Below are 1,330 nucleotides of genomic sequence, written 5' to 3'. Positions count from 1 at the left end.
AAGCTTAATCCACCCACTCTATAGCTTTTATCTCATCAATGTTAGTAGCATTATTTACAGCAGTTCTTAGCTGGTCGTGCTTAAATAATATCATCTCAGTATGAGCTGCAACTGCTACACCAAAAGCCATAAATTCTTCCTTGCTAAAGCTTACTACTTTATTATCTTTAGTAATCCAGTTTATAGCCCCAGTATCTTGCCCACTAGAGCTAGATAGTAGAATTTGGCTTATTTTACCACTTATGTTTATCTTGCTATCGCTATCAACTTGATATACATTGCCCTCATAATTTAGCGTTAAAAGCTTTGTAGCCTTAATACTTGAGAGCTCATCTAGCTTTATCTCTTTAGCGTCTTCTAGGCTCACATCTGCTATCTCATAGCTGATATTATAGATATTCTTAGTTTCATCATAGCTCTTTAGAATAGATGGTTCTTTATATATATCATCATTTGCTGGGGCTTCTTGCTCCACCACTCTAGCAAAACCTAAAGACCTTAGCGTCTCATCATCGCAGTTATCTAAAAAGTATGTATCAACTCCTTGATGCTTTTCTCCGTTTTCATCACTGAATTCAACATCTTTATAGTATATTTCTAGACTAACTAGCTCATTTTTATTTATATCATAAAACATTTAAACTCCTTAGTAATATATTAGTATCTCTATCTTATATCTTGTACTGCTAGTATGCCACCCCTTTGAGCCTGTGTTATACTCTTCGTATATCATAGTAGAAGGAAGAGTAGCGATTTCATATTGATGGTTTGCTATCTCACCTACATAGCGATGTTTAGAAGTACTCATCACCCACCAAGTTCGATTTAAAGCCGCACCATTTGACACCCCTTGATAGGTAAAACCTATTTTACAAGTAGTCTTAACCACCATAAAACCCTTCTTCCCTACTGCTTGTGATGGTAAATTAATAACTTTCCCACAAGTGGTAAAAGTAGCACTAAATAAATTAAAGTAGTTCCCAGTAACCCCACTAACCACATTTCCATCAATATCTTTTATTTTTAAAATTCCACCACTTAATAGCACCCCTAGCTCCTTACAATTCTAACTAATGATTTACTTAAAACCGTGTAGCTAAACACTTCATTATTACCAAAGCCACTTTGAGCTATCCTAAAGTTAAATGGTGCTGAAAAAGCTTGGATATTAGCCCCTTTAGCTATGAATATCTCACCAGTTTGACCTACATTAGCCGCTGCGTTAGCTACAGTAATATTTGTAGCTGCTGTTAGATTTAAACTAAAGTTAATACCATTATTTAAATCTATTGCCCCACCAGTTACTGCTACATACCCACCACGCTTTTTA

Annotated in this window: 2 protein-coding genes and 1 pseudogene; all 3 read right to left on the bottom strand. The window is 35.3% G+C overall.

Translation table 11 applies throughout. The features are described 5' to 3' along the window. Positions 1-4: 4 nt before the first annotated feature. Positions 5-637 carry a DUF4376 domain-containing protein gene (locus CSUIS19072_RS08385; RefSeq protein WP_086237831.1) on the bottom strand — a complete coding sequence of 211 codons (633 nt, stop codon included), beginning with the start codon at positions 635-637 and terminating at the stop codon, positions 5-7. Between the two features lie 9 nt (positions 638-646). Then, the gene (locus CSUIS19072_RS08380; protein ID WP_086237830.1) at positions 647-1,048 is read right to left on the bottom strand and encodes a hypothetical protein; all 402 of its coding nucleotides are present in this window, start codon (positions 1,046-1,048) and stop codon (positions 647-649) included. Positions 1,049-1,050: 2 nt separating this feature from the next. Continuing rightward, positions 1,051-1,330, bottom strand: a pseudogene (locus tag CSUIS19072_RS08375) (hypothetical protein); the annotation flags it as partial.

Source organism: Campylobacter sp. RM19072, from assembly GCF_024723485.1.
GTDB lineage: Bacteria > Campylobacterota > Campylobacteria > Campylobacterales > Campylobacteraceae > Campylobacter > Campylobacter porcelli.
This window is presented reverse-complemented; position numbering and strand designations above follow the sequence as displayed.

Coding starts and splice junctions, on each gene's coding strand:
- CSUIS19072_RS08385 (WP_086237831.1), bottom strand. CDS start 637: ATGTTTTATGATATAAATAAAAATGAGCTAGTTAGTCTAGAAATATAC.